Origin of the sequence: Thermosynechococcus sp. Uc, assembly GCF_029335995.1 — a bacterium.
Taxonomy (GTDB): domain Bacteria; phylum Cyanobacteriota; class Cyanobacteriia; order Thermosynechococcales; family Thermosynechococcaceae; genus Thermosynechococcus.
The window spans coordinates 21,920-28,927 of sequence record NZ_JARJMS020000011.1; the positions used below are offsets into that span (position 1 = coordinate 21,920).

The window sequence follows — 7,008 nt, forward strand, 5'->3', positions numbered from 1 at the left end:
CTATGCCCAACTCACCCCCAACTGTTGACCCCCCTGCCATTGAAGGCCTAGATGTGAAGGTGGTATTTATTTACTACTTTGCCTGTGTTACTGCCATCACCAGCTTAAGTTTGAGCCAAATTTGCCAGTGGAATTTGTTGTCTCCCCTGCCCTACCGTTGGGGATTAGCGGTGGGGGTCGTGGTAGGAGCGATCGCTGCCTATTGGAATCACACGAAAATCCTTGCGGTAGCACTGCCGCAACTCCCAAGACTGGAGGCATGGCTAAAGGACAAGGGCTACCAAATTACGGAAATTGAAGAGAATTTGACCATTTATCGCTCGCCCCAAAGCTGGCGACGGGGGGCGGTTATTCTGGAAACCTTGGGCGATCGCCGGCGCGTGTATGGCCGGGCGGTTACGATTCGGCAACTACAACGGGACTTGGCTGAGGATAGACTGTGACTGACTTTGGACGTGTGATTACCGCCATGATTACGCCATTTACCGCCGATGGCGCGATCGCCTACGAGGTGGCAGCAAACCTAGCGCAGTACCTTGTGGCCAATGGCTCCGATGGCATTGTGGTTTGCGGTACAACCGGGGAATCCCCTACCCTCACTTGGGAGGAAGAATTTCAACTCTTTCAAACGGTGCAGCAGGCGGTGGCCGGCAAAGCCAAGATCATTGCGGGAACCGGTTCCAACTCCACCCGTGAAGCAATTCATGCCACAGCCAAGGCCGCAGAACTGGGTCTCGATGGCGCTCTTTTAGTTGTACCCTACTACAACAAACCCCCACAGGAGGGACTCTACGCCCATTTTCAGGCGATCGCCAAGGCAGTGCCAGGCTTTCCCCTCATGCTCTACAACATTCCTAGCCGCACAGGACAAAACCTCCTACCAGAAACAGTGATCCGCCTTACTGACTATCCAAACATTGTTGCCATCAAAGAGGCCAGCGGCAGCCTTGAGCAAGCCAGTGCCCTCCGTGCTGCACTACCGCCGACTTTTCGCATTTACGCCGGCGATGATTCCCTGACGTTGCCATTACTGGCCATTGGTGGTTATGGTGTAGTCAGTGTAGCCAGTCACCTTGTTGGCTCACGTATTCAAGAGATGATTCAAGCCTTTGTCCAAGGAGAAACGGCCAAAGCCACTGCTATTCATTGTCAACTACTGCCACTGTTCAAGGTTTTATTTGTGACGACGAATCCGATTCCGATTAAAGCTGCCCTCAGCCTCCAAGGTTGGCCCGTGGGTGCCCCCCGACTGCCGCTAACGTCTGCGAGTGACGCTGTCATTGACCAATTGAAGACCGTTTTAGATGACCTTGGCCTACTGAAGTCTTAGGACAACGCTGGGCATTTGCCAAGCTACACCTTTTTTGTTCATTTCACTGTAAGGAGACCTATGAGTCAATCCGCTGCAACGGCTGCCTTAAAAATCATTCCCCTTGGCGGGCTGCACGAAATTGGCAAGAACACCTGTGTCTTTGAATTCCAAGATGAAATCATTTTGCTGGACGCGGGGCTAGCCTTTCCCACCGATGGTATGCATGGGGTGAATATCGTCTTACCCGACATGACATATCTGCGGCAAAATCGCCACAAAATTAAGGGGATGATTGTTACCCACGGTCACGAAGATCACATTGGTGGTATTGCCTTTCATCTCAAGCAGTTGGATATTCCCGTTATCTATGGCCCTCGCCTTGCCATGGCCTTGCTCCAAGGGAAACTGGAAGAAGCGGGCGTTGGCGATCGCACCGAAATTCGCACAGTTCAGCCTCGAGACATGGTGCGCTTGGGCAAAAACTTCCTTGTGGAGTATATCCGCAATACCCACTCCATTGCCGATAGCTTCTCGGTGGCCATTCACACCCCTATTGGCGTTATTATCCACACAGGGGATTTCAAGTTTGACTTTACCCCTGTGGATGGGGAGTGCTTTGACATTCAGCGGTTAGCGGAGCATGGAGAAAAGGGTGTGCTCTGTCTGATTAGTGACTCCACCAACTCAGAAGTCCCCGGCTACACCCCCTCGGAGCGATCGGTTTTCCCTAACTTGGATCGCGCCTTTAGCCAAGCCAACGGGCGAATTATCTTTACCACCTTTGCCTCGTCAGTGCACCGCCTCAGTATGGCTCTAGAATTGGCACAAAAGCATGGCCGGGTGGTTTCTGTCTTGGGTCGCTCGATGCTCAATGTCATTGCCCATGCACGGCAGTTGGGCTACATTCGCTGCCCGGATGATCTCTTTGTGCCACTGCACATGATGCACAGGTACCCCGATCATCAGGTGATGTACTTAACCACTGGCTCCCAAGGGGAACCCCTGTCTGCCCTGACGCGGATTTCTAAAGGGGAACACAACAAAATTAAAATTCGCTGCGGCGATACGGTAATCCTCTCGGCTCATCCCATTCCGGGGAACACGATTGCCGTAGTCAACATGATCGATCGCTTGATGATGCAGGGAGCCAAAGTTATCTACGGTCGCGAACAGGGCATTCACGTCTCTGGCCATGCCTGCCAAGAGGATCAAAAACTGATGCTGGCGTTGACGAAGCCAAAATTCTTTTTACCTGTGCATGGCGAGCACCGCATGCTGGTGAAACACGCCCAAACCGCTCAGAGCATGGGCATTCCCCCTGAGAATATGGTAATTATTGACAACGGCGATGTCGTGGAACTCACCCGTGACTCGATTCGTGTCATAGACAAGGTGCCCGCTGGCATTGAGCTACTGGATCGGGGTGGCATTGTCAAAGCCCATGTGCTGCAAGAGCGGCAACAACTGGCTGAGGAAGGCATTATCACTGTGGCGATAGCGGTAGGTACTGATGGCACTCTGAAAGCTACTCCTGAAGTCCACCTGCGAGGCGTGGTCACGGCTATTGAGCCACAGGCTTGGCAGGCTTGGGTGCATGCCACAGTCGAAACTGCCTTGAGCGATCGCTGGAGTGAATATGCCCGCAACGGTGATATAGATTGGGCGGGGGTCAAAGCCCACATTGAACGGGAATTGGTGCGCCTCGTGCGCCGTGAACTTCAGGGCAATGCCTCAGTCCTATTGCTCCTGCAACCCATCGAAGTCAACCCTCCTGTGACCACAGGAATTCGGCGGCGGCGCAGCACAGCTTCTGTGGTTGGCTAGAATCAAACCTCTTGGGCAGGGGACTGTGCCTATTCTGCCCGTTGATTTTTGTCTGCGCTGCACTAGCTAGCGTTGAAGCAATAGAGGTTTTCAGTTGCCTTTTTGCCGAGCAGCAATCCCTCTCAGTTGGCCAAAGCCAAACGGTTAAGGGATTGCATTCCCTTTACGTCTCCTCCTGATTTAGAAAAGAGCTGTTTCAAGGGGCGGTTCTTGAGTCTTGGGAGACAGAGGGTTGAGTCGAGCGGGTCTGCTGATAGGCATCGGTTCTTTGATGTTTCTGCCTATGCTAAGTTCCTTTTCCTAATGGGACTCAAGAGGAACAAGGGAAATCAAACAACAAAGGGGCAATGTTGTGCCCCGACCATTGGTCAACGATTTTAATTTCTAGGAAAACATGGGTAAGTGAGGATAAATGGCCATCCAGAGGGGACTCCAAGGTCCAAGGTTGAGTACCAGAGCCGCGATCGCCACGGTGCTGCTGAGCCATGTCAGCCATTGGGCGTAAATATTGACCCCTTGTTTTTGGGTTTGCAGGTGTTCAACGGTTTGCTGAAGCTGCTCCACTTCTTGGTTAAGATCTGCAATCTCATGGTGTAGTCCTTCAATTTCACGTTCGCGATCGCTCACCGTGGCATGGCAGGCCGCTAGCTCTGCCTCTTTTTCCCGACAGGTGGCCTCCATCGTGGTTAAAGAAGCGGTCAGTGTTGCCGTTTGACTGGCATATTTTTCTTCAAGGCTGCTATAGACAGTTTCTAACTCCTGGCGATAGCGATCGCAATTTTCCCGTAAAGCCTCATTTTCTGCTTGGCTATTGTTGAGGGCATTCGTCAATTCCGCCATCTGCTGGCAATAGTCACTCATTTGAGTTTGCAGTTGCTGTTGCTGATCTTCTAGCTCTTGACAGCGGTTTTGCAGCCGCTCCACCTCGGAGCGCAATTGCTCGATTTCTTGGCGCTGGCGATCGCGCTCCTGTTCGCTACGGGTAACCAGTTCCTTTAGCCCTTCAATCCGCTGGGCTTGCTCGCTGACGATTTTGTGCAGGCGATCGCACTCTTGCTTCAAACGTTGGACAGGACCTTTGTACTGCCGCTGTACCCAAGTCCGCAAAAACGATAGGCTGGAGATGGTAAATCCAATCAGGGCATAGGTGCTCACTATTGTATGACCCGTGGCCGACATCTGTAACATATTGAACCCCTGAACTTCAGTTGAATGTCAATGAAAACGCCGCAATCCAGAATACAGCCCTTTCCCCAAGGAGGGAATACGCCATCCTTTGGCGATCGCTCCCCTATGCAGAAGCCAACCGACAATTTTTGAGAATGAGTTTGCAAACTTCTACTTTCTAGTCTAGCGAGGAAGGTTGACCGCCGGCGGTAGAGGCTGAGGTTTTTGCCCGCATTGGTACAATAAGGGGTGAACTTGAATTTGCAAGGGGAACACCAATGACTGAGGCACCCGTACTGCCCATTTTGTTGATGGGAATCGCGAACTTTTTACAAATTTACTTGATCATTCTGCTGATTCGGGTTCTGCTGTCGTGGTTTCCCAATATCAACTGGTACAATCCACCCTTTTCAATTATCAGTCAGTTAACAGACCCCTATCTGAATATCTTTCGTGGTCTGATTCCCCCCATCGGTGGTCTGGACTTTTCGCCAATGATTGCCTTCTTTCTCTTGCAATTCATTGTCCAACTCTTATCAGGCTTTTCTAGTAGTGCCACGCTCTTCTAAACCGTTTCTAGCTCATTAGGGTGCAATTGCCATGTCAACACTGCGTCCGTTTCAGGATGAATTTGATGTCATTGTTGTCGGTGCCGGTCATGCTGGCTGTGAAGCGGCCTTAGCAGCGGCGCGGTTGGGCTGTCGTACCCTTTTGCTGACCCTCAACCTCGATAAAATTGCTTGGCAGCCCTGTAATCCTGCGGTGGGTGGCCCCGCAAAATCGCAACTGGTGCATGAAGTGGATGCCCTAGGGGGCGAAATTGGCCGTGTGACCGATCGCACCTATCTGCAAAAGCGATTATTGAACGCCTCACGGGGGCCAGCGGTCTGGGCATTGCGGGCGCAAACAGATAAGCGCGAATACAGCGCCGTCATGAAGCAAGTGGTGGAAAATCAACCCAACTTGCTGGTGCGCGAAGGCATGGTCACGGATTTAGTCCTCGATGCCAATGAAACGGTGATTGGGGTTGAAACCTACTTTGGTGTAGCCTTTCGCTGTCAAGCGGTAATTCTGACCACGGGAACCTTCCTTGGTGGCCGTATTTGGGTGGGAAATAAATCCATGTCCGCGGGTCGCGCTGGCGAATTTGCCGCAGAGGGACTCTCACAGACCTTAGCCCGTCTCGGCTTTGAGGTGGATCGCCTGAAAACAGGAACGCCCGCACGGGTGGATCGGCGATCGGTGGACTACAGTAAGCTGGAACCGCAACCCCCGGATGAGCAGGTGCGCTGGTTTAGCTTTGACCCCACAGCATGGGTGGAAAGGCCACAAATGAACTGCTACTTGACGCGCACCACCCCTGCCACCCACCAATTGATTCGTGAGAATCTGCACCTCACTCCGGTCTATGGTGGTTGGGTAGATGCCAAAGGCCCCCGCTACTGCCCCAGCATTGAGGATAAAATTGTTCGTTTTGCCGATAAAGAGAGCCATCAAATTTTCATTGAACCTGAAGGCCGCAGTACGCCAGAACTCTACATTCAAGGATTTTCCACAGGGCTACCAGAACCCCTGCAACTGCAATTGTTGCGCACACTGCCGGGGCTGGAAAACTGTATCATGTTGCGTCCGGCCTATGCGGTGGAATACGACTACTTGCCAGCAACTCAGTGCTTTCCCACGCTGATGACCAAGAAAGTTCAGGGACTATTCTGCGCCGGGCAAATCAACGGCACCACCGGTTATGAAGAAGCAGCCGCCCAAGGGATTGTGGCCGGGATTAATGCGGCTCGCTTTGTGCAGGGAAAACCGATGATCACATTCCCACGCCAAGAGAGCTACATCGGTACCCTGATTGACGATCTGTGTACTAAAGAACTGCGGGAACCCTATCGCATGCTCACTAGCCGCTCGGAATATCGCCTAGTCTTGCGATCCGATAATGCTGACCAGCGGCTCACCCCCCTAGGGTATGCGATTGGCTTGGTGAGTGAAGCGCAGTGGCAGGTGTTTCAAGCAAAGCAACAGCGCCTAGCGGCTGAGACCCAACGCCTTCAGACAACCCGCATTAAAGCTCATGAACCAGTGGGCGAAGCAATTGTGGCTGCGACGGGTCAAGCAATTAAGAGTGCCATTGCCCTTGATGAGTTACTGCGGCGCTCAGGGGTACACTACGACTTGCTGGATCGCCATGGCCTTGGGAATCCAAACTTGACGCCCCAAGAAAAGGAAGCCGTTGAAATTGCCATTAAGTACGCCGGCTACATTGAGCGGCAGCAACGGGAAATTGAGCAGATTGCCCGCCAAGAACAGCGTCCGCTCCCTGCGGATTTAGATTACTTTGCCATCCCCACCCTTTCGATGGAGGCACGGGAAAAACTCAGTGCTATCCGCCCCCTCACTATTGGTCAAGCAAGCCGTATTGGTGGAGTGAATCCAGCGGATATCAATGCCCTTTTGGTCTATCTCCAAGTCCAACAGCAACGCCAGTCTCTAATGGCAGTGGGGGGCTAGGAGGGCATTTGGTTAAGCGAATTGGAGTTGGCCTCTGCTTGGCGGCAGGGATACACAATTCCAGTGCGAGCTTATGCTTCGACACCCTTGAAATTACAACGGTTCTTTTATTCAGAGGGCAGGCTGATTTGCCATAATGTGATTCTGCATACAGCAAGGAGCTATGGGGGCGGCGATCGCCTGCACCAAAA

The 7,008-nt window shown here is 52.4% G+C and carries 6 protein-coding genes; 5 read left to right on the forward strand and 1 reads right to left on the reverse strand.

The annotated features are described in order from the left end of the window. Positions 1–2 precede the first annotated feature (2 nt). From P3X23_RS01315 to P3X23_RS01325, 3 genes are read left to right on the forward strand one after another with little or no spacing between them, the layout of a single operon-like run. Complete coding sequence (locus P3X23_RS01315; protein ID WP_300872360.1) at positions 3–443, forward strand: hypothetical protein; 441 nt, start codon at positions 3–5, stop codon at positions 441–443. Continuing rightward, on the forward strand, positions 440–1,330 hold the full coding sequence (gene dapA, locus P3X23_RS01320; protein WP_300872362.1) for a 4-hydroxy-tetrahydrodipicolinate synthase: 891 nt from the start codon (positions 440–442) through the stop codon (positions 1,328–1,330). Before P3X23_RS01315 ends, dapA begins: the two co-directional genes overlap by 4 nt. A 60-nt stretch (positions 1,331–1,390) precedes the next feature. Beyond that, complete coding sequence (locus P3X23_RS01325) at positions 1,391–3,136, forward strand: ribonuclease J (RefSeq protein ID WP_300872364.1); 1,746 nt, start codon at positions 1,391–1,393, stop codon at positions 3,134–3,136. Between the two features lie 384 nt (positions 3,137–3,520). Here P3X23_RS01325 and P3X23_RS01330 read toward each other — a convergent pair whose 3' ends face one another. Beyond that, a complete protein-coding gene (locus tag P3X23_RS01330) occupies positions 3,521–4,324 on the reverse strand; it encodes a hypothetical protein (protein ID WP_300872367.1) in 804 nt (267 codons plus the stop codon). Positions 4,325–4,581: 257 nt separating this feature from the next. Between P3X23_RS01330 and P3X23_RS01335 the strand changes: the two genes are divergently transcribed. Both P3X23_RS01335 and mnmG read left to right on the forward strand, forming a co-directional pair. Next, positions 4,582–4,872: a YggT family protein gene (locus tag P3X23_RS01335; protein ID WP_300872370.1), complete on the forward strand. Its 291-nt coding sequence runs from the start codon at positions 4,582–4,584 to the stop codon at positions 4,870–4,872. Between the two features lie 31 nt (positions 4,873–4,903). Next, positions 4,904–6,817: a tRNA uridine-5-carboxymethylaminomethyl(34) synthesis enzyme MnmG gene (gene mnmG, locus P3X23_RS01340; RefSeq protein ID WP_300872373.1), complete on the forward strand. Its 1,914-nt coding sequence runs from the start codon at positions 4,904–4,906 to the stop codon at positions 6,815–6,817. Positions 6,818–7,008: the final 191 nt, after the last annotated feature.